At 60.5% G+C, this 19583-nt stretch carries 19 protein-coding genes, 1 tRNA gene and 1 pseudogene; 11 read left to right on the top strand and 10 right to left on the bottom strand.

The window, feature by feature from the left end:
- Window positions 1–116 precede the first annotated feature (116 nt).
- The gene (locus ACIROY_RS18910) at window positions 117–623 is read left to right on the top strand and encodes a peroxiredoxin (protein ID WP_402275622.1); all 507 of its coding nucleotides are present in this window, start codon (window positions 117–119) and stop codon (window positions 621–623) included.
- Window positions 624–783: 160 nt separating this feature from the next.
- The gene (gene lpxC / locus ACIROY_RS18905) at window positions 784–1719 is read left to right on the top strand and encodes a UDP-3-O-acyl-N-acetylglucosamine deacetylase (protein WP_402275619.1); all 936 of its coding nucleotides are present in this window, start codon (window positions 784–786) and stop codon (window positions 1717–1719) included.
- A gap of 94 nt (window positions 1720–1813) precedes the next feature.
- Here the strand turns inward: lpxC and ACIROY_RS18900 are convergent, their stop codons facing one another.
- Window positions 1814–2323: a DciA family protein gene (locus tag ACIROY_RS18900; RefSeq protein ID WP_402343224.1), complete on the bottom strand. Its 510-nt coding sequence runs from the start codon at window positions 2321–2323 to the stop codon at window positions 1814–1816.
- Between the two features lie 53 nt (window positions 2324–2376).
- On the opposite strand from ACIROY_RS18900, the gene ACIROY_RS18895 reads away from it, so the two are divergent.
- From ACIROY_RS18895 to ACIROY_RS18865, 7 genes are all read left to right on the top strand, one after another.
- Window positions 2377–3351, top strand: coding sequence for a M23 family metallopeptidase (locus ACIROY_RS18895; protein WP_402343221.1), 975 nt, complete (start codon window positions 2377–2379; stop codon window positions 3349–3351).
- Window positions 3352–3646: 295 nt separating this feature from the next.
- The gene (secA, locus tag ACIROY_RS18890; RefSeq protein WP_402343218.1) at window positions 3647–6418 is read left to right on the top strand and encodes a preprotein translocase subunit SecA; all 2772 of its coding nucleotides are present in this window, start codon (window positions 3647–3649) and stop codon (window positions 6416–6418) included.
- 171 nt (window positions 6419–6589) lie between these two features.
- Entirely contained in the window at window positions 6590–6910 is a 321-nt protein-coding gene (gene sugE / locus ACIROY_RS18885) for a quaternary ammonium compound efflux SMR transporter SugE (RefSeq protein ID WP_402343215.1), read from the top strand.
- A 4-nt stretch (window positions 6911–6914) separates the two neighbouring features.
- Window positions 6915–7670 carry a DUF2272 domain-containing protein gene (locus ACIROY_RS18880; protein WP_402343212.1) on the top strand — a complete coding sequence of 252 codons (756 nt, stop codon included), beginning with the start codon at window positions 6915–6917 and terminating at the stop codon, window positions 7668–7670.
- 78 nt (window positions 7671–7748) lie between these two features.
- The gene (gene argJ / locus ACIROY_RS18875) at window positions 7749–8984 is read left to right on the top strand and encodes a bifunctional glutamate N-acetyltransferase/amino-acid acetyltransferase ArgJ (RefSeq protein WP_402343209.1); all 1236 of its coding nucleotides are present in this window, start codon (window positions 7749–7751) and stop codon (window positions 8982–8984) included.
- A gap of 233 nt (window positions 8985–9217) precedes the next feature.
- Entirely contained in the window at window positions 9218–10093 is an 876-nt protein-coding gene (locus ACIROY_RS18870) for an ATP-binding protein (protein ID WP_402275607.1), read from the top strand.
- A 20-nt stretch (window positions 10094–10113) separates the two neighbouring features.
- Window positions 10114–10509, top strand: coding sequence for an NUDIX domain-containing protein (locus tag ACIROY_RS18865; protein WP_402275605.1), 396 nt, complete (start codon window positions 10114–10116; stop codon window positions 10507–10509).
- 15 nt (window positions 10510–10524) lie between these two features.
- Here the strand turns inward: ACIROY_RS18865 and yacG are convergent, their stop codons facing one another.
- The 9 genes and pseudogenes from yacG to ispB all read right to left on the bottom strand — a co-directional run bounded on the left by yacG (window position 10525) and on the right by ispB (window position 18331).
- Window positions 10525–10713 (bottom strand): DNA gyrase inhibitor YacG, encoded by a 189-nt coding sequence (yacG, locus tag ACIROY_RS18860; RefSeq protein WP_402275603.1) that lies wholly within the window; start codon window positions 10711–10713, stop codon window positions 10525–10527.
- A 33-nt stretch (window positions 10714–10746) separates the two neighbouring features.
- Window positions 10747–11502, bottom strand: coding sequence for a cell division protein ZapD (gene zapD / locus ACIROY_RS18855; RefSeq protein WP_402275601.1), 756 nt, complete (start codon window positions 11500–11502; stop codon window positions 10747–10749).
- Between the two features lie 150 nt (window positions 11503–11652).
- On the bottom strand, window positions 11653–12303 hold the full coding sequence (gene coaE / locus ACIROY_RS18850) for a dephospho-CoA kinase (RefSeq protein WP_402343206.1): 651 nt from the start codon (window positions 12301–12303) through the stop codon (window positions 11653–11655).
- A 27-nt stretch (window positions 12304–12330) separates the two neighbouring features.
- Window positions 12331–13194 (bottom strand): prepilin peptidase, encoded by an 864-nt coding sequence (locus tag ACIROY_RS18845; RefSeq protein WP_402343204.1) that lies wholly within the window; start codon window positions 13192–13194, stop codon window positions 12331–12333.
- Complete coding sequence (locus ACIROY_RS18840; protein WP_402343201.1) at window positions 13194–14396, bottom strand: type II secretion system F family protein; 1203 nt, start codon at window positions 14394–14396, stop codon at window positions 13194–13196. The genes ACIROY_RS18845 and ACIROY_RS18840 overlap by 1 nt, the downstream gene beginning before the upstream one ends.
- 22 nt (window positions 14397–14418) lie before the next feature.
- Window positions 14419–15570: pseudogene (locus tag ACIROY_RS18835) on the bottom strand (ATPase, T2SS/T4P/T4SS family); the annotation flags it as partial.
- 207 nt (window positions 15571–15777) lie between these two features.
- Window positions 15778–17076 carry an HlyC/CorC family transporter gene (locus ACIROY_RS18830; RefSeq protein ID WP_402275592.1) on the bottom strand — a complete coding sequence of 433 codons (1299 nt, stop codon included), beginning with the start codon at window positions 17074–17076 and terminating at the stop codon, window positions 15778–15780.
- A 166-nt stretch (window positions 17077–17242) separates the two neighbouring features.
- Window positions 17243–17319: transfer RNA gene (locus tag ACIROY_RS18825), tRNA-Pro, on the bottom strand.
- 22 nt (window positions 17320–17341) lie between these two features.
- The gene (ispB, locus tag ACIROY_RS18820; RefSeq protein WP_402343198.1) at window positions 17342–18331 is read right to left on the bottom strand and encodes an octaprenyl diphosphate synthase; all 990 of its coding nucleotides are present in this window, start codon (window positions 18329–18331) and stop codon (window positions 17342–17344) included.
- Between the two features lie 272 nt (window positions 18332–18603).
- On the opposite strand from ispB, the gene rplU reads away from it, so the two are divergent.
- A complete protein-coding gene (gene rplU, locus ACIROY_RS18815; protein ID WP_116436658.1) occupies window positions 18604–18915 on the top strand; it encodes a 50S ribosomal protein L21 in 312 nt (103 codons plus the stop codon).
- Window positions 18916–18950: 35 nt separating this feature from the next.
- On the top strand, window positions 18951–19214 hold the full coding sequence (gene rpmA, locus ACIROY_RS18810) for a 50S ribosomal protein L27 (RefSeq protein ID WP_016834239.1): 264 nt from the start codon (window positions 18951–18953) through the stop codon (window positions 19212–19214).
- The last annotated feature ends 369 nt before the right edge of the window (window positions 19215–19583 follow it).

The raw sequence follows: 19583 nt of genomic DNA, 5'->3' as shown, positions 1-19583 counted from the left end.
CATACTATCGCCTGCGCGCCGCGCCTTTGTGCGCGGCGTTTTTTTGCCCATTTGCTTGTCAGCCTCTCGCTGCGGCATTCCCGAACTACCGAATTACTCATTAGAAGGAAATCATCATGACCATCAAAGTTGGCGATCGCCTGCCGGAAGGCGCCCTGGCTGAATTCATCGAGACAGAAACCGAAGGCTGCTCGCTCGGCCCGAACACATTCAAGGTGTCCGACCTGGTCAAGGGCAAGAAGATCGCCCTGTTTGCATTGCCGGGCGCTTTCACGCCGACCTGTTCGGCCAAGCACGTGCCGGGCTACATCCAGCACGCGGAGCAGTTCAAGGCCAAGGGCGTCGATGAAATCTGGTGCATCTCGGTCAACGACGCGTTCGTGATGGGCGCCTGGGGCCGTGAACAGAAAGCCGCCGGCGCCGTGCGCATGCTGGCCGACGGCAGCGCCACCCTGACCAAGGCGCTGGGTCTGGAATTCGACCTGACCGAAAAGGGCATGGGCGTGCGCTCGCAACGTTATTCGATGCTGGTCGAAGACGGCGTGGTCAAGCAACTGAACCTGGAAGCGCCAGGCAAGTTCGAAGTCTCGAACGCCGAGACGCTGCTGGGTCAGTTGGGCTGATCTGCCGCTTCAGGCAGACGCAGTCTGACAAGAAAGGCGCGGAAGGCGGTCCGAAAGGGCCGTCCCCGCGCCTTTTTACGTTTTTTTGCAGTGCGGAACTTTTTTGCAACAGTGAGCAAGCCGGCAGCAGGCCGGATGGCATCTTGGCTATAATGTCGGGATGTTAAAACAGCGCACCATCAAGAATCTCGTCCAGACCGTCGGCGTCGGTTTGCATTCCGGCACCAAGGTCGACCTGACCCTGCGTCCGGCGGCAGTCGACACTGGCATCATCTTCCGTCGCATCGATCTCGAACCGGTCGTGGAATTTCCCGCATCGGCCACCGGCGTGGGCGATACGCGCATGGCGTCGGTGCTGTCGAAGGACGGTGCGCGGGTTTCCACCGTTGAGCATCTGTTGTCGGCCTGCGCCGGCCTCGGCATCGACAATCTGTACATTGACCTGACCGCCGAAGAAATTCCGATCATGGACGGTTCGGCGTCGTCGTTCGTTTTCCTATTGCAACAAGCGGGTTTGCAGGAACAGAACGCCGCCAAAAAATTCATCCGCGTGAAGAAGCCTGTGGAAGTGCGCGAAGGCGAAGGCGCCAAGGAGAAGTGGGCGCGCCTGGAACCGTACAACGGCTTCAAGCTCAAGTTTTTCATCGAATTCAACCATCCCGCAGTGGACGGCACCGGCCAGACCGCCGAAGTCGATTTCGCCATCGAGTCCTACGTCAAGGAAATCGCCCGTGCACGCACCTTCGGTTTCATGCAGGATGTCGAGACCTTGCGCGGCATGGGACTGGCGCGCGGCGGCTCGTTCGAGAACGCGATCGTCATGGACGAATATCGCATCCTCAACGCCGACGGCTTGCGCTACGACAATGAATTCGTGCGTCACAAGATCCTCGACGCCATCGGCGACCTGTACCTGATCGGCCATCCGCTGCTGGCCAGCTACAACGCCCACAAGTCCGGCCACGGCATGAACAACCAGTTGTTGCGTGCCTTGCTGGATCAGCCGGATGCCTACGAGATCGTGACGTTCGACACGCTGGAGTCGGCGCCGCAGACGTATGTCATGCAGGCCAAGCAGGAGTGGGCGCTGAACTAAGCGTCCAGCCTCAAGCCCTCTTTCTCCCCCTGCCATCCGGCCGCCGTTCTTTCGCGAGAGCAAGAACAAGGCCGGGTTTCTTTCTGTTTTCTTCCTATTTGACGCCGGTGTTGCGACGTACCATGTTCGCCAGTGCCGCCTTCAAGGCCTGATTCTGCGGCGAGTCTTCGAGGGCACTATTGAGCTCGGCGAACGACGACACCGCCAGGCTCGGCAAAATCAGTTGCCGGCGCGGCGTCGGCGGCACCACGTAATTCTTGCCAACTTGTACTTTGATGCGGATTGCATTAACCTGCCATCCATCCTGGACGAGGCGTTCTTGCAACTTCGGCAACTGTTGCTTGAGCTTGGTTGCAAGCGCGGCATTGGGCATGCTCAGCACCAGCTGACCGCCTTCGAAATTCATGACGTCGCACGATTGGAAAATAGCCGGCAGAATCGCTGCACAACTTTTTTGCAGCGACGCCATGCGGGTAATGGCTGGCATCAGGGTCGCCATGGCATTATCCGCCCGCAAGAAATCTGTCGCGTCCCGCGGCCTGCGCCTCAGCTGCGCGGCTGAAGGGCCGCGGCGATAAGGGGTAAATGTGGAGGCATACTTCATCTTTAAACCTTATCACATCTCCTCTCGTGCGGAGGAGAGACTAGGGAGTAAAGATGCAAATTATTCTGCTGCACCCGCGCTTCACGCGCGCCCGGTCGGTCACGCTGACTTCCAGGCATGTGGTGACGGTGCTGTTGTTCCTGGTGGTGAGCATTGCGGCTTCGGCTGCGGGCCTGTCGTATCTGGTGTTGCGCCATGCTTCCGACGGCGACAGTTCGCCGATGCTGCACAAGCTGATGGTCTCGATGACGCAGCAGGAAGACGACCGCAAGGACAAATACCTCAAGGAAAACCTCGCCGTGATGGCGGTCAAGCTTGGCGAAATGCAAGCCCAATTGATGCGTCTCGACGCGCTCGGCGAGCGCGTGCAAGGCCTGGCGGGCGTGCGTCCGGAAGAGTTCAACTTCAAGGACAAACCGGGACGCGGCGGCGTCGAGATGTCGTCCATCGGCGGTCCCGGCCGTGAACTCGGCATGAGCGAGCTGCAGAAAATGCTGGATGCCTTGGCGGTCGACGTCGGTCATCGCGGCGACTACATGAACGCGGTGGAGTCGACGCTGATGAGCGACAAGATCAAGTCGCGCCTGTTGCCGACCAATCCGCCGGTCAATGTCGCCTACAACTCATCAAGCTTTGGCTGGCGCCTTGATCCGTTCACCGGCCATAACGCATTCCACGAAGGCCTCGATTTCCCGGCTTCGACCGGCACGCCCATCGTCGCTGCAGCAGCCGGGGTGGTGATCGCGGCGGAATACCATTACCAGTTCGGCAATATGCTGGAAATCGACCATGGCAACGACATCATCACGCGCTATGCGCATGCCTCGCAGCTGTTCGTGAAGGTGGGCGACATCGTCAAGCGCGGCCAGCACGTGGCCGACATCGGCACCACCGGTCGTTCCACCGGACCGCACCTGCATTTCGAAGTGCGCATCCGCGGCGTGGCGCAGGATCCGCGCAAGTTCCTCGCCCTCGGCAGTCCGGGCGGCGGCCCCAAAGCGGCGCCGGTGTTCGTGGCAGGGCGCTGATGCGGCCTTGCTCCGCCAGGCATATTGAATCTTTGCGCCTCGGCCCAATCTATTGACAGTATTTCTGCGCGCACGTATTCAGGTGCGTCGCAAAGATCGCAAGAACATTGCATCCTGGAAATTAGCGCATCGCCGTTGATGGCGGCCAAGCGTCTCAGTCGTGTCTGCGCCCGGCTGAGGCACTGCCTCGGGCCGCTTGCATGCTAAAATCCAAGGTTTATTGGCCTCATTCCGGTTCCGTGCGGGCAAAACTGCCGCGCAGAGTCATTTTTCGGCGCTTTTTTAGAATCCAAGCATGTCATTACTGACCCAGATTTTCGGTAGCCGCAATCAGCGGTTGCTCAAACAATATCAAAAAATTGTCCGTCAAATCAATGCGCTCGAAGCGGACATCGAGAAACTGTCGGATGCCGAGCTGCAAGCCAAGACGCCGGAGTTCAAGCAGCGCGTGGCAAGCGGAACCAAGCTTGACGACATTCTGCCGGAGGCTTTCGCGGTCTGCCGCGAGGCCAGCAAGCGCGTGCTCAAGATGCGTCACTTCGACGTCCAGCTGGTCGGCGGCATGGTGCTGCACTTCGGCAAGATCGCCGAAATGCGCACCGGCGAAGGCAAGACCCTGATGGCGACACTGCCGGCATACCTGAACGCCTTGTCGGGCAAGGGCGTGCACGTGGTCACCGTCAACGATTACCTGGCGCAACGCGATGCTGAATGGATGGGCAAGCTGTACGGCTGGCTCGGCCTGTCGACCGGCGTCAACCTGTCGCAGATGGAGCACGACCTCAAGCAGGGCGCCTACGCTTCGGACATCACCTACGGCACCAACAACGAATTCGGTTTCGACTACCTGCGCGACAACATGGTGTTCGATGCGACCGATCGCGTGCAACGCGGCCTGAATTTCGCCATCGTCGATGAAGTCGACTCGATCCTGATCGACGAAGCGCGCACCCCGCTGATCATTTCCGGCCAGGCCGAAAATCACACTGACCTGTACCACAAGATCAATGGAGTGCCACCGCTGCTGACGCTGCAGATCGGCGAAGAAACTCCCGACGGCAAGGGCAAGGTTGAAGTCCCGGGCGATTACACCAAGGACGAAAAGGGCCATCAGGTCCTGCTGACCGAAGCCGGCCACGAGCGCGCCGAACAAATCCTGACCAGCATGGGCCTGTTGCCGGAAGGCGCTTCGCTGTACGACGCCTCCAACATCTCGCTGGTGCATCACCTGTACGCCGCCTTGCGCGCCCACACGCTGTATCACAAGGATCAGCAATACGTGGTGCAGAACGGCGAAGTCGTGATCGTCGATGAATTCACCGGCCGCCTGATGACCGGTCGCCGCTGGTCAGACGGCCTGCACCAGGCCGTGGAAGCCAAGGAAGGCGTCAAGATCCAGAACGAGAACCAGACGCTGGCCTCGATCACGTTCCAGAACTATTTCCGCATGTACGGCAAGCTGTCCGGCATGACCGGCACCGCCGACACCGAAGCCTACGAATTCCAGGAAATCTATAACCTGGAAACCGTGGTGATTCCGCCCAACCGTCCAAGCGCCCGAAAGGATCGCCAGGATCAGGTCTACAAGACATCGCAAGAGAAGTACATGGCGATGGTCAAGGACATCCAGGATTGCTACGAGCGCGGCCAGCCAGTATTGGTCGGTACGACTTCGATCGAAAATTCCGAGCTGCTGTCGGGCATCCTGAACCAGTCCAAGCTGCCGCATAACGTCCTCAACGCCAAGCAACACGCGCGCGAAGCGGAAATCATTGCGCAGGCCGGTCGCCCCAAGATGATCACGATCGCCACCAACATGGCCGGTCGCGGTACCGACATCGTGCTGGGCGGCAACGTCGAAAATCAGATCAAGATCATTGACGCCGATGCGTCCCTGTCGGATGCCGACAAGGCGGCGCAAGCACAAAAACTGCATGACGAATGGCAGTCGCTGCACGACCACGTGGTCGGCGCCGGCGGCCTGCACATCATCGGCACCGAACGCCACGAATCGCGTCGCGTCGACAATCAGCTGCGCGGCCGTTCAGGCCGTCAGGGCGATCCGGGTTCGTCGCGTTTCTATCTGTCGCTGGACGACGCACTGCTGCGCATCTTCGCCGGCGATCGCGTGCGCGCGATCATGGACCGTCTGAAGATGCCGGAAGGCGAACCGATCGAAGCGGGCATCGTTTCGCGTTCGATCGAATCGGCGCAGCGCAAGGTGGAAGCGCGCAACTTCGACATCCGCAAGCAATTGCTGGAATACGACGACGTCGCCAACGACCAGCGCAAGGTGATCTACCAGCAGCGCAATGAGTTGCTGGAAGCCGCCGAAATGGAAGAGATGATCACGTCGCTGCGCGAAGGCGTGTTCACCGAAGCCTTCCGCACCCACGTGCCGGAAGAGTCGGTCGAAGAGCAATGGGACATCCCGGCGCTGGAAGCCGCCCTCGCCAACGAATGGCAACTGGCCGTGCCGCTGACGGCCATCCTGGAAGCCGAGCCGAACCTGACCGACGAAGAGTTGCTTGAGCGCGTCCTGTCTGCTGCGGCAACGACGTACAAGGCCAAGGTCGATGTGGTCGGTACCGAAGCGTTCAGCGGTTTCGAGCGCAGCGTCATGCTGCAGAGCATCGACAGCCACTGGCGTGAACATCTGGCGGCGCTGGACCATCTGCGCCAGGGCATTCACCTGCGCGGCTATGCGCAAAAGAATCCGAAGCAGGAATACAAGCGCGAAGCCTTTGAGCTGTTCGCCCAGATGCTCGATCTGATCAAGAACGAAGTCATCAAGATCGTCATGACGGTACGCATCGAAAGCCGTGAGGCGATCGAAGAAGCCGAAGAAAACCTGGCGCAGTCGCACGTCGAAAACGTGCATTACCAGCATGCCGATTTCGACGCCAATGCGGCGCCGGAAGAGCTGCTGGCGCCGACCGCCAACGCCGCTTCCGACGACAACGCCCAGCAACCGCTGGTCAACGGTTTGCCGAAGGTCGGCCGCAACGATCCATGCCCATGCGGCAGCGGCAAGAAGTACAAGCAATGCCACGGCAAGCTGGCTTAAGCCGCTGTTAGTTGTTAGTTGTTAGTTGTGATTGAGCCGCTCCCGATTTCCGGAGCGGCTTTTTTCTTTCGTTCTCCGCGCCGTAGTGCAACGACGGCCGGCCCCGTGCGTGGACGACCTCGCCGCGGATTCACTCGATGGGGACGGCCCCGCAGCGTAAAGGAATTGGCTATGGCCTGGATCATTCTGGTATTGGCGGGTTTGTTTGAAGTGGCGTGGGCGGTCGGACTGAAGTACACCGACGGCTTCACGCATTTGTTGCCGAGCGTGGCGACGCTGGCCGCGATGGCCGTCAGCGTCGGTCTGCTGGCGCTGGCGGTGAAGACCCTGCCGCTCAGTACCGCCTATGCCATCTGGACCGGCATCGGCGCCGTCGGCGCGGTCATCCTCGGCATCGTGCTGTTCCACGAATCAGCATCACCGGCGCGGCTGGCCTGCCTGGCGCTGATCATCGTCGGCATCATCGGTTTGAAAGTGGTTTCACCGGAATGACAACATGACAAAGAAAGCAAGCATGCGCTTCCCGATAACTCCGTTCCGCTTTCTTGTGGCCTCGGCTTTGCTGGTGACGCTGGCGGCGTGCGGCAGCGCCCCGGTAGCGACGACGGAGGCTTCCGCCTTGGCGGTGCGTCAGGATGCGCCGCCGCGTGCCGCCTTGCTGGCGGCGGCCGAGACCGAATGGTCGTTTTTCGATCGCCAGCAGATCGACATGCGCGGCGAAGTCCTCAGCGCACCGCGCCTGGGTTTGCTGGAAGATGAAGGCGAGGCGGTGCAGCGCGTCGGCATGTACTGGCAATCGGTGGGCAAGTCCCTCACCGGCGCCGATACGCAGCAAGCCTGGTCGGCGGCGTTCATTTCCTACCTGATGCAGGCGGCGGGGATTTCTTCCGATGACTTCCTGCCCAGCGACGTGCACTTCAACTACCTGAGTTATCTCAAGGCGCGCCAGAGCCTGCCGGCGCCGCTGTTCGTGCTGCGTCCGGCGGCGACGGAACCGATCGCGCCGGGCGACCTGATCTGTGCACCGCGCGACAGCAACCAGGCCGCCACGCTGGACGACATCCGGCCGGGTTTGCCGGGACATTGCGATCTTGTCTACGAAATTCATCCCGAGCGCGGCTGGGCCGGCGTGATCGGCGGCAACGTCTTCAATTCGGTGTCGGAGTCGCTGATTCCCATCGACGCCAATGCACGGCTGCTGCCGCTGGCGCGACGCCCCTGGTTCGTGGTCGCCAAGAATCTGATGCCGTAAAAATATTCCGGTCATCCGATCCGATTACAATAACGCTCTCCCGCATTCCCTTTCACCTTTAACGCTGACTAGACAACCATGGCCGTCAATTCTCCTCTTCCCGTTTCCGCCGATCTGAAACCCGTTGCCGGCATCGAGCTGGGCTACGCCGAAGCCGGCGTGCGCAAGGCCGACCGCAAGGATTTGCTGGTCATGAAACTGGCGCCGGGCGCCACCATCGCCGGCGTGTTTACGCTCAACCGTTTCTGCGCGGCGCCGGTGCAAGTCTGCAAGACGCATCTGGCGCAAGCCAGCGATGCCGCGCCTATCCGCGCGCTGGTGATCAACACGGGCAACGCCAACGCCGGCACCGGCGAAGAAGGCCTGGCGCGCGCCAACGACACCTGTGCCGAACTGGCGAACTTGCTCGGCCTGAAGCCGGAGCAAGTCCTGCCGTTCTCCACCGGCGTCATCCTCGAACCCCTGCCGGTCGACCGCATCAAGGCAGGCTTGCCTGCTGCGATCGCCAACCTGAAGACCGACAACTGGTTCGCCGCCGCCGAATCCATCATGACCACCGACACCCAGCCGAAAGCGGCCTCGCGCACGATCACCATCGGCGGCAAGAAAGTGGTCATGACCGGCATCAGCAAAGGCGCCGGCATGATCAAGCCGAACATGGCGACCATGCTCGGCTACCTGGCGTTCGACGCCAAAGTGCCGCAGGCGCTGCTGAACCAACTGGTCAAGGATGCCGCCGACCAGTCGTTCAACTGCATCACCATCGACGGCGACACCTCGACCAACGACTCCTTCATGCTGATCGCCACCGGCGCCGGCGAACTGGAAATCACCAGCGCCGGCAGCGCCGAGTACAAGGAACTGGCCGCTGCCGTGAGCGCGCTGTCGCAGAACCTCGCACACCAGATCGTGCGCGACGGTGAAGGCGCCACCAAGTTCATCGAAGTCACCGTGGAAGACGGCAAGAGCGTCGATGAGTGCCGCAAGATCGCCTACTCGATCGGCCACTCGCCGCTGGTCAAGACGGCCTTCTTCGCCTCCGATCCGAATCTGGGCCGCATCCTGGCGGCGATCGGTTATGCCGGTGTCGACGATCTCGACGTCTCGAAACTGAACCTGTACCTGGACGACGTCTGGGTCGCCAAGAACGGCGGCCGTAATCCGGATTACAAGGAAGAAGACGGCCAGCGCGTCATGAAGAAGAGCGAGATCACGGTGCGCGTGAAGCTGGCGCGCGGTACGGCCAAGGCGTCGATCTGGACTTGCGACCTGTCCCACGAGTATGTCACCATCAACGCCGACTACCGCTCCTGAATTCGTTCATAAGCTGCTGCGCGACTCAATCCCGGCGCTGTGATGCCCGCCGTACGTCAGTACGGCTGCGCTTCTCGCACCGACCTTGAGCCGCTCGCTAAGCTTCTGAGCGAATTCAGAGCCTGAGATGTTTTTAGTTGAACGGCTCGCGGTTCTCACGAATTTTATTCACGCGCGGCGGAACGGGTTTCCGTCACAATGTGAGATTCCTTGATCCTCCTTGCCCATCTGTCATGACTCAATTAGATCAGTTTCTTCAGCGCGCCGAGGCCTTGCTGGCCCGTATCGAATCCATCCTGCCGCAATCGGCGACGTCGGTGGAGTGGGACAAGGGCGTGGCGTTTCGCTGGCGCCGCCGCAATGGCAACAATGGCGGCGGTTACCTGCAGTCGGTCGGCCATATCTCCCACATCGCCTTGTCCGACCTGCATAACATCGGGCCGCAGAAGGAACAGATCGACCAGAACACCAAACAGTTCGTCGACGGCCGTCCGGCCAACAACGTGCTGCTGACCGGTGCGCGCGGCACCGGCAAGTCTTCGCTGATCAAGGCTTGCCTGAACCAGTACGCCGACCGGGGCCTGCGCCTGATCGAGGTGGACAAGGACGACCTGCACGACCTGCCCGACATCGTCGACCTGGTGTCGGCGCGTCCGGAACGCTTCATCATCTTCTGTGACGACCTGTCGTTTGAAGAAGGCGAGAGCGGCTACAAGGCGCTCAAGGTGGCGCTCGACGGCAGCATCGCCGCGCAGTCGGATAACGTGCTGATCTACGCGACCTCCAACCGCCGCCACCTGATGCCCGAGCGCATGTCGGACAACTCGACGTACACCCACACCGACGACGGCGACCTCCATCCGGGCGAAACCGTGGAAGAAAAGATCTCCCTGTCCGAGCGTTTCGGCCTGTGGGTGACCTTCTATCCATTCAAGCAGGACGACTATCTTGAAATCGTGGCCCATTGGCTGCGTCATTTCGGCTGCGACGCCGCCCAGATCGAAGCGGCGCGCGGCGACGCCCTGCGCTGGGCCCTGCAGCGCAGCTCGCGCTCGGGTCGCGTGGCCTGGCAGTTCTCCAAGGATTACGCCGGAAAGCTCAAAGCCTGATGATACTTGCCAAGGAGGCAATGCCGCCGATCGACGTGGCCGTCGGTATCCTGATGAAGCCGAACGGTGACGTCCTGCTGGGGCAGCGTCCCGAAGGCAAGCCATACGCCGGTTACTGGGAGTTTCCCGGCGGGAAGGTCGAAGCCGGCGAGTCGGTGCTGGATGCGCTCAAGCGCGAGTTTCTGGAAGAACTGGGAATTGAAGTGGTGTCGGCCGAAGCTTGGTGCGGCGTGCAGCACATCTATCCGCATGCGCACGTGCGTTTGCATTTCTACATCAGCCGGGACTGGCGCGGTGAACCGCAAAGCCTTGAGGGGCAAGCGTTTGCGTGGCAAGGCAGCGTGGATGTCGCGCCGTTGCTGCCGGCCACGATTCCGTTGATCGAGTGGATCGATAAACTCCGGCTGCCGGTCTGACCGACGCGGGCTGGTCTATTGGACTGAGGAATTGTCCTCGTCCGGCTCCTGCGGCAGGTTGACGGCGGGGATGGCGTATTTTTCTTCGGCCCATGCGCCGAGATCGATCTGTTTGCAGCGGTCCGAGCAAAACGGCCGGTATTTGTTCTTTTCGGTCCATTCCACCTTGGTGCCGCAAGTGGGGCAGTCTACGATTGTTGCCATAACGTGTACCTGAGTTCTATCTGAATCGCTTGCTTAAAACCCGCACAATGCCAGTTCGAACGGCACTTCGCCTTCGAAAGGCTTGGGTTTCATGTCGCCGTCTTGGGAAGTGAAGCGCACCCACAGCATGTACTTGTTGGCCGAAATCTCGGGGATCGCGCCCATCTCTTCGTCGATCACCAGACGCAGCATCTGATAAATCTTCCCTTGCAGCATCTGCTGGTAACTTCCGCCTTCTGCGTTGATTTTGACCGGTTGTCCCGATTCCCGCAGCAGTCGCATGACGATGCCGACGGCGTCGAACAACGGCACCAGCGGTGCAAACCAGTTGGAAATATCGGTGAAACGCTGCTCCGCCGTGCGTTTTTGCCAGGCGTAGTAAGAAGGCAGGTCGAATTCGCAGGCGCCACCCGGGATGATGGTGCGGCCGCGGATGCTCATGAGCCATTCGTTTTCGCGGATATTCTGGCCGGTCCGGCCTTGCGAGGCAGCCAAAGCGGCGCTGGCGCGGTCGACTTCGCTCAGGATGGCGTTGAGCATCTCGGCTTCGACATTGGGATTGGATTGGTAGGCCAGCAGGATTTGCTTCTGGCGTTCCAGTTCTTGCAGCAGATCGGATTTGAGGTCGGCGCGTCCAGCCACTTCGAGCATCTCGAAAATGGTGGAGAGGGCGACATGATGTTGCAGCGGGCTTTCCTGATGCAGGAAGAACACGAACTTCTCGTGCAAATCCTCCAACCGCAACAGCGTGCGAATACGCTCGTTGAAAGGGTATTCGTAAACGATCAAAGCTGCGTCCCTTTAAAGTTGAATCGGATTCGACAACGCGCTTTATGAATATGTCTTCAACAATTGCACAATTGCAGAATAGTGAAGAGAGTGAGGATATTGATAAAGCGCGCGTTCAATTTACGTGATTCTGACCCATGCAGAGGAAAATTACAAATGCCCATCGCGATTTGTTTTCGCCATGGCCAGATAGAGCGCGTGCAGGCGTTCGATTTGCGGCAGCAACGCAGCGGTGTCGCCATTGTTTTCGATGACGTCGTCGGCTGCTGCAAGCCGCTCTGTGCGCGTGGCCTGGGCCTTCATGATGGCCTCGACTTGCGCGCGCGTCATGCCATTGCGTTGCATGACGCGGGCGATCTGGACTTCTTCGCTGCAATCGACAACGAGGATGCGCGAGGTGCGTGTGCGCCATTGTTGGGACTCGACCAGCAGCGGTACCACGAAGATGAGGTAATCTCCGCGCGCCGCTTGCGCCGCGCGCGCGGTCTCGCTGCGGATCAGCGGATGCAGCACGGCCTCCAGCCGTTTGCGCGCGCCGGCGTCGGCGAATACATGGGCGCGCATGCGGGGGCGGTCCATGGCGCCGTCGGCGCCGATGAAGTCGTCGCCGAATGTTGCACGGATGGCGTCAATGGCGGCGCCGCCCGGTGTGGTCAGCTGATGGGCGATGGCGTCGGTGTCGATCAGTGCCGCACCGCGTTCGCCGAACAGGTCGGCGACAGTGGTCTTGCCGCTGCCGATGCCGCCGGTCAAGCCGATCGAAAATGGCGTTGCGCCGACGGTGGAAGAAATGTCGTTCATCAATGCAATTTGAATTAACGCCCTGAATCAGGGCTCGAACAGAAATAGAAATTTGCCGTACAGCAGCATCAGTACGCCGCCCAGCGCCAGGTACGGGCCGAACGGAATGGTCTGATCCTTGCTCTGCTTGCGCAGGAGCACCATGGCGATGCCGACCAGGGCGCCGACGCAGGACGCCAGCACCAAGATCAGCGGCAGCGCCTGCCAGCCCAGCCACGCGCCGAGCGCCGCCAGCAGCTTGAAGTCGCCGTAGCCCATGCCTTCCTTGCCTGTGGCCAGCCTGAAGATCCAGTAAATGCTCCAGAGTACAAGATAACCGGCCGCTGCGCCCATTACCGCATCGGCCAACGGGACAAAGACACCGTCGAGGTTGACCAGCAGGCCCAGCCACAGCAGCGGCAATGTCAGGCTGTCGGGCAGCAGCTGGGTGTGGGCGTCGATGAAGCCAAGCGCAATCAGGAAATAGACGAAGACCAGTGCGGCGACGCCTTCCAGGCCGAGGCCGAAATGCCAGGCCGTCAGCGCCGACAGCAGCGCGGTAAAGATTTCCACTGCCGGATAGCGGCGCGAGATGGCAGCGCGGCATGCGGCGCAACGTCCGCGCAGCAGCAGGTAGCCGAGTACGGGAATGTTGTGCCGGGCCGCAACGGGTGCTGCGCAATGCGGGCAAGCCGAGCGCGGCGTCCACAGGCTGTAGCGCTCGCCATGCGGCGGGATGCAGCCGGCTTCATAGGCGAGGTAGTTCTCGGCTTCGCGCTGCATCATCTGCGGCAGCCGGTGAATCACCACGTTGAGGAAGCTGCCGATCAGCAGTCCTGCGCAGGCGGCCAGCGCCGCCGCTGCGGCAGTGCCGCCGGCGGGCATGTCGGCAAGAGTCAGCAGGTCGAACATCAGATAACGGATCCCAGTTTGAAAATAGGCAGGTACATCGCAATCACCAGGCCGCCGATGACGACGCCCAATACCAGCATGATAAAGGGTTCCACCAGCGTGGAGAGGGAAGCGACCGCTTCGTCGACCTCGATTTCATAAAAATCGGCGACTTTGGCCAGCATCTGGTCGAGCGCGCCTGATTCCTCGCCGATGGCGACCATCTGCCCGACCAGTTCCGGGAAAAGTCCGGTGCTCTCGATCGCCGCCGCCAGGCTGGCGCCGTCGCCGACCTCGCGACCAATGGAGGCGGTGGCTTCGGCGTATACCGCGTTGGCCGCCGCGCCGCGCACAGATACGAGTGCATCGACCAGCGGCACGCCGGCGGCAAACAGTGTCGCCAGGGTACGGCTCCAGCGCGCCAGCGCCGCCTTGCGCACGATGTTGCCGACCACCGGCAGACGCAGCAGCCAGCGGTCGGCCCGGGCCTGCAAGGCCGGCGACCTGCGCCATGCCCGCAGTAGCCAGGCGCTCGCCCCGCCAAACGTCGCGACCAGCAGCCACCAGTATGCCGTCATGAAATCCGAGATGGCGATGACGATCAGCGTCGGCAGCGGCAACACTGCGCCGAAGCTGCCGAATACCTCCTTGAACGACGGCACCACCCAGATCATGATGATGGACGTCACCAGCACGGCGACCCCCACGATGGCGACCGGATAGACCAGCGCGGCGCGTACTTTGCTGCGTGTGGCCAGCGTTTTTTCCTTGTACTGGGCCAGGCGCGCCAACAATTCATCGAGCAGGCCTGCTTGTTCGCCTGCCGCCACCAGGTTGCAATACAGTGCATCGAACTGGCGCGGATGACGGCCGAAGGCCTGGTGCAGGCCGCTGCCGCCTTCCACGTCGGTGCGCAGTCCGGTCACCAGCCGCGCCAGCGCCGGATTGGCCTGGCCGCGCGCGACGATGTCGAACGCCTGCAGCAACGGCACCCCGGCCTTGAGCATGGTCGCCAGTTGCCGCGTGAACAGCGCGATGTCCTTCTCGCCGATGCGCTTGTCGCGCTGTACGCTTTTTTTGCGGATCGATGCCGCCTGGATGCCTTGGCGTCGCAGTATCGCGCCGACCAGCGCCGGACCGCCGGCGCGCATCTCGCCGCGTGCGGGTTTGCCTTGGCGATCGCGGCCCTCCCAGGCATAGAGCTCGTCGCGTGCCGTCGTCATGCAGAGGCGTCCGGTGACATTGTCACAGATTGGTGCATGCGAGAATCTCCTCCAGGCTGGTCAGGCCATCGCAGACTTTTTGCAGACCGGCCTGGCGCAGCGTGAGCACGCCTTCGCGCACCGCCTGCGCTTCGATGTCCGGCGCCGTGGCGTGCGCCAGAATCAGGGCTTCGATGGTCTCGCTGATCGGCATGACCTGGTAAATCCCGACGCGTCCCTTGTAGCCGGTGCCGCCGCAGCGGCGGCAACCGGCGGCGCGATGCGGGGTCCAGCCGCCGTTCAGGTCCGCCGCGCCGAAACCGGCTTCGCGCAGCGCCTGCACGGGGATGTCCGCCGGCTGCTTGCAAGCGCACAGCCTGCGCGCCAGCCGTTGCGCCGTGATCATGATCACCGACGAGGCCACGTTGAAGGCCGGCACGCCCATGTTCATCAGGCGCGTGAGCGTCGACGGCGCATCGTTGGTATGCAGCGTGGAAAACACCAGATGCCCGGTCTGCGCCGCCTTGACGGCGATGTCGGCGGTCTCGAGGTCGCGGATCTCGCCCACCATGATTACGTCCGGATCCTGGCGCAGGAAGGCGCGCAGCGCAACCGGAAAGGTCAGTCCGGCGCGCGGGTTGACGTTGACCTGATTGATGCCGGGCAGGCTGATTTCAGCCGGATCCTCGACCGTCGAAATATTCGTGCCGGGCTGGTTCAGGATGCTGAGGCAACTGTACAGCGACATCGTCTTGCCCGAACCGGTCGGGCCGGTCATCAGCACCATGCCGTAAGGCCGGCGGATCGCCTGCAGCAGCAGTTCCTTCTGTGCGGCGTCGTAGCCGAGCGTGTCGATGCCCAGTTGGGAACGGCTGGCGTCGAGGATGCGCATGACGATCTTCTCGCCGAACAGCGTCGGCAGCGTCGACACTCGGAAGTCGATGGCGCGCGTCGATGACAGCGCCAGCTTCATGCGGCCATCCTGCGGCACGCGCTTTTCGGCGATGTCGAGGCCTGAAATGATCTTGATGTGCGAAGCCAGCTTGTCCTTCATCGACAGCGGCGGCTCTACGATGTCGCGCAATTGGCCGTCGACGCGGAAGCGGATGCGGCAATGCTTCTCAAACGGTTCAAAATGCAGGTCCGAGGCGCCGAGGTTGATGGCGTCGAGCAGGATTTTTTGCAAGTAATTGACGGCGGAGACGTCGTCGAAGTCAGGGATGGGCGTAGAAGCGGAAGCAAGTGCAGAAGCGCGCTGGAGCATGGTGACGGTGCCGGCAAGAGTCTAGGGAACGACCGGCGTTGCACCGGCGTCTTGCTGGCATCGTCGTATCGGAACTGCATCGGGAGTGAACCTGACGCGACCGATGATGCGGCTTGCGTACCGCCTTGTAAATCGTAGCTATTCGGCTTTCGGCGCTTTTGCAGCGGATGGCGCGAACAGCTTGACCACCTTGATGGCCTGGTTCTGCACCTGGACGATTTCGATGATGCAGCCGGCGATGCGCACCGACACGTTGGCTTCGGGGATGTCGCGCAGCCATTCCAGCAGCAGGCCGTTGAGCGTCTTGGGACCGTCCAGCGGCAGGCTCAGGCCCAGGCGCTTGTTGATGTCGCGCAGGGTAGTGGCGCCTTCCAGCAGGCATTCGCCATCCTTGTTCCAGGCGAAGCTGTCGGCGCGCGCGGCGCCCGGCACCGAGGTGGTGAACTCGCCGATCATTTCCTCGATGATGTCTTCCAGCGTCACCAGGCCCTGCACTTCGCCGTATTCGTCGACGATGATGCCGAGGCGTTCGTGGTTTTCCTGGAAGTATTGCAGCTGCGTGAAGACGTCCGTGTCCTGCGGGATGAAATACGGCGCGCTCAGCAGCGCACGAATTTCTTCGCTGGTAATTTCCTCATCCTGGCTGAACAGCATGATCGCCTTTCGCACATGCAGGATGCCGACGATCTGGTTGATCTCGCCTTCATAGACCGGCAGCTTGTTGTGATAACAGGTCGCCAGCTGGTTGCGGATTTCATCGATGGAAACCGACAGGTTGAGCGCCTCGACCTGGGCGCGCGGCGTCATGACGTCTTCCACCGAAATCTTCTCGAGATCGAACAGGTTCAGCAGGATGCTCTTGTGCTTTTGCGGAATGAAGTTGCCGCCCTCGAGCACGATCGAGCGCAGCTCTTCCGGCGACAGGCGCTGATCGTGGGAGCGGCCGCTGGCCTTGATATGGATGATGCGCAGGATCGTCGAGACGATGATGTTGACCACCCACAGCAGCGGCTTGGCCAGCGCCATCAGCGGCTTGAGGAAGAAGCCGGTAAACAGCGAGATGCGTTCCGGATAAGTCGCACCGATGATCTTGGGCACGATTTCGGCAAAGATGATCAGCAGGCCGGCCACGCAGGCGGTGGCGATGGTGATGACTTTTTCGTGGTTGCCGAAGGCGGCGATCGCCAGCGCGGTGACCAGCGCCGTTGCCAAAGCGTTGATCAGCGTATTGGCGATCAGGATCAGCGACAGCAGGCGGTCGGTGCGCTCAAGCAGCCACAGCAGCGTGATGGCGCGCTTGTTGCCATGCTTGGCTAGATGCCTGAGGCGATGCCGGTTGGCAGCCATCAGGGCGGTCTCGGTCATCGAAAAGAATGCCGAGCAAAGAATCAGAAGTGCCAGTGCAAGAATTTGCACCCATATGGGCACGGTATCCAAAGGGTCACCGTAAGGGAAGTTGATGTAGTCGCCTGCTCCGGCCACGGGTACAAGCCCGCTTCCGTGACGCAAACGAAGCTGGATTCTAACACCAATTCAGAGGGGGAACTGAGGGTGGACCCGCGACGCCTGCTGAAAAAACATGCGTCGTGAAACACGGGAAACCTGGTCGGGGTGAGAGGATTCGAACCTCCGGCCTCTACGTCCCGAACGTAGCGCTCTACCGGGCTAAGCTACACCCCGACGGTGGGTGTCTTGTCGTTGATCAGTGATTGCGGTCAACGGCGAACGTCGATAATTCTAGCAAAGAATTTTTGTACTTGCTATCCGGCAGTGACTTCACCGCGTCGGCTGCACGGCGTGCCGCTTTTTGCGCTTCCTGGCGGGTGTAATCGAGCGCACCCGAGCTCGTAATGGCAGCCAGGATCTCGTTGAAATGCTGCTCGTCGCCGTTCTCGATACAGCTGCGCACCAGTTCGCGCTGTGCAGCGGTGCCGTTTTCCATCAGGTAGATCAGCGGTAAGGTCGGCTTGCCTTCGCGCAGGTCGTCGCCGACGTTCTTGCCGATTTCGGCGGCGTTGCCGGAATAGTCCAGCACGTCGTCGATCAGCTGGAAGGCGGTGCCCAGCGAACGGCCATATTCGCCGGCGGCTTCGATGCCGGCTTCGTCGGCGCCGGAAATCAGCGCACCCAGCTGGGCGGCGGCTTCGAACAATTTGGCGGTCTTGGAGCGGATCACGCGCAAGTAATCTTCTTCGTTGACGTCCGGATTGTGCATATTGAGCAATTGCAGCACTTCACCTTCGGCGATCACGTTGGTGGCGTCGGCGACGATTTGCATGACGCGGGCGTTGCCCACGGCCACCATCATCTGGAAGGCGCGCGAATAAAGGAAGTCGCCCACCAGCACCGAGGCGGCATTGCCGAACAGGGCATTGGCGGTTTCCTTGCCGCGGCGCAATGACGATTCGTCAACAACGTCGTCATGCAGCAGGGTCGCGGTGTGGATGAATTCGATCACCGCCGCCAGCGAGTGGTGAGCCGTGCCTTTATAAGCGTAGGCATTGGCGATCAGTAGCACCAGCACGGGCCGGATGCGCTTGCCGCCGGCGCTGATGATGTATTCGGAAACCTGGTTCACCAGCGGCACTTCGGAATAAAGTTGCTGGCGGATAACGGTATTGACCTCGCCCATGTCGGCAGCTATCGGGTCAATGAAGGAATTGGGCGTAGCGGTTTGGAGAGCGGCGGACAAGGCTGAACCTGTGAAAAATCAAGATTGCCGTGATTATACGATGACAAAGGCGCTGCCACGTACCGCCGCGACTGTTTCGAATTGTGCTTTTTCCTGCAGGAAATTGCCGTATTGCCATTTTCATCAGGTGTTGCACACGGAAGTCAAGAGCTTTTGACGAGCAGGCTAAGTCTATGTATAATTGGAGGTTTTCCCGATTCGAAAGCCGCTTTTCATGGGCCTCGCAGAGGAGAAAAAGAAAATTTATTCATTCATTTTCGATGAGGTTTCACATGTACGCGGTCATAAAAACCGGGGGCAAACAATATAAAGTTGTCGCTGGTGAAAAATTTAAAGTAGAACAGATACCGGCAGACATTGGCTCCCAAATCACTTTGGATCAAGTGCTCGCAGTGGGCGCAGGCGATACCGTTAAATTCGGTGCGCCATTGGTCGAGGGTGCAACGGTGCTGGTTACTGTCATAGCGCAGGGTCGCCACGACAAGGTCAAGATCTTCAAGATGCGTCGTCGTAAGCATTATCAGAAGCGTCAAGGCCATCGCCAGAACTACACCGAACTGCAAATCGTCTCGATCAACGCTTAACAGCGCAGGTCAAACTAGATACAAGGAGTCCTTAAATGGCACATAAAAAAGGCGGCGGCACTACGCGCAACGGCCGTGATTCAGAGTCGAAGCGACTCGGCGTCAAGGTCTATGGCGGCCAAGCGATCAACGCTGGCGGCATCATCATTCGTCAACGCGGCACCAAGGTTCATCCTGGTGAAAACGTTGGCATGGGCAAGGACCACACTCTGTTCGCATTGACAGAAGGTAAAGTCCAGTTCGTGATCAAGGGCGTTGCGAAGCGCCAGTACGTTACTGTTGTTGCAGCGGCTGCTTAAGTTTTTACTTGAGTCCTGCAATTCAGTGACTACATAGGGCGCAAGCCTTAGCAAAAGTTGTTTTAAGGCTCTGCCTCTGGTGGAGCCTTTTTTAGTTTCTAGCTGTCTGTTTTTGTATTCATCCTGCAGCGCGCAGGTCTGCCGTCCGGTGTCACCAACGTGACCAGCGTGAGCAACGGCGTGGCTGACGCGACTGTACTTGTAGCTCTAGGAATCTCTGCCTAAGCTACCCGTGTTCCGATCATGGCCCGTGTTCTTCTGGCGCCGCTGTCGTTCGGACACTGTCTCCGGCGAACGGTCTTCATTGATGTCCACCGCTTGCCCGGCTAAGTTTATTTTAAGCAGAGCTTCTTACTTTTAAGTTAGCGG

The organism is Herbaspirillum sp. NPDC101396 (assembly GCF_044767365.1).
In the GTDB taxonomy this organism is placed as follows: Bacteria; Pseudomonadota; Gammaproteobacteria; order Burkholderiales; family Burkholderiaceae_D; genus Herbaspirillum.
This window is presented reverse-complemented; position numbering and strand designations above follow the sequence as displayed.

Coding starts and splice junctions, on each gene's coding strand:
- ACIROY_RS18895 (WP_402343221.1), top strand. CDS start 2,377: ATGCAAATTATTCTGCTGCACCCGCGCTTCACGCGCGCCCGGTCGGTC.
- ACIROY_RS18900 (WP_402343224.1), bottom strand. CDS start 2,323: ATGAAGTATGCCTCCACATTTACCCCTTATCGCCGCGGCCCTTCAGCC.
- ACIROY_RS18910 (WP_402275622.1), top strand. CDS start 117: ATGACCATCAAAGTTGGCGATCGCCTGCCGGAAGGCGCCCTGGCTGAA.
- ACIROY_RS18840 (WP_402343201.1), bottom strand. CDS start 14,396: ATGACGACGGCACGCGACGAGCTCTATGCCTGGGAGGGCCGCGATCGC.
- yacG (WP_402275603.1), bottom strand. CDS start 10,713: ATGGCAACAATCGTAGACTGCCCCACTTGCGGCACCAAGGTGGAATGG.
- ACIROY_RS18865 (WP_402275605.1), top strand. CDS start 10,114: ATGCCGCCGATCGACGTGGCCGTCGGTATCCTGATGAAGCCGAACGGT.
- argJ (WP_402343209.1), top strand. CDS start 7,749: ATGGCCGTCAATTCTCCTCTTCCCGTTTCCGCCGATCTGAAACCCGTT.
- ACIROY_RS18845 (WP_402343204.1), bottom strand. CDS start 13,194: ATGTTCGACCTGCTGACTCTTGCCGACATGCCCGCCGGCGGCACTGCC.
- secA (WP_402343218.1), top strand. CDS start 3,647: ATGTCATTACTGACCCAGATTTTCGGTAGCCGCAATCAGCGGTTGCTC.
- rpmA (WP_016834239.1), top strand. CDS start 18,951: ATGGCACATAAAAAAGGCGGCGGCACTACGCGCAACGGCCGTGATTCA.
- lpxC (WP_402275619.1), top strand. CDS start 784: ATGTTAAAACAGCGCACCATCAAGAATCTCGTCCAGACCGTCGGCGTC.
- sugE (WP_402343215.1), top strand. CDS start 6,590: ATGGCCTGGATCATTCTGGTATTGGCGGGTTTGTTTGAAGTGGCGTGG.
- coaE (WP_402343206.1), bottom strand. CDS start 12,303: ATGAACGACATTTCTTCCACCGTCGGCGCAACGCCATTTTCGATCGGC.
- ACIROY_RS18880 (WP_402343212.1), top strand. CDS start 6,915: ATGACAAAGAAAGCAAGCATGCGCTTCCCGATAACTCCGTTCCGCTTT.
- ACIROY_RS18870 (WP_402275607.1), top strand. CDS start 9,218: ATGACTCAATTAGATCAGTTTCTTCAGCGCGCCGAGGCCTTGCTGGCC.
- rplU (WP_116436658.1), top strand. CDS start 18,604: ATGTACGCGGTCATAAAAACCGGGGGCAAACAATATAAAGTTGTCGCT.